The sequence below is a fragment of the Paraburkholderia sp. SIMBA_054 genome, assembly GCF_046534875.1.
Lineage (GTDB): Bacteria > Pseudomonadota > Gammaproteobacteria > Burkholderiales > Burkholderiaceae > Paraburkholderia > Paraburkholderia hospita.
In genome coordinates, this window is sequence record NZ_JAWRXV010001119.1 from 1 (window position 1) to 258 (window position 258).

The 258-nt window shown below is 66.3% G+C and carries 1 protein-coding gene; it reads right to left on the bottom strand.

The window, feature by feature from the left end; all coding sequences use genetic code 11:
• A partial coding sequence (locus SB822_RS58640; protein ID WP_410859313.1) for a JAB domain-containing protein occupies positions 1 to 258 on the bottom strand: 258 nt, incomplete at both ends.

Genomic DNA, 258 nt, shown 5'->3' on the forward strand with positions numbered 1-258 from the left:
CGAGATGATCGACGAGTTGCACGTCGATCAGCGCCAGCGCTTCACGCAGTGTGCGCGTGAGACTGCAGTCGCTGGCGCTCGGCTGCACCGCGCCCGACGGATGATTGTGCGCGACGATCAGACTTGCCGCATTGAGCGCCAGCGCCCGCCGCACGATTTCGCGCGGATACACCGCCATGCGCGTGAGCGTGCCGCGCGCGCTTTCCTCGCTGCGAATCAGCCGATGCCGCGCGTCGAGGAACAGCGACACGAACACTT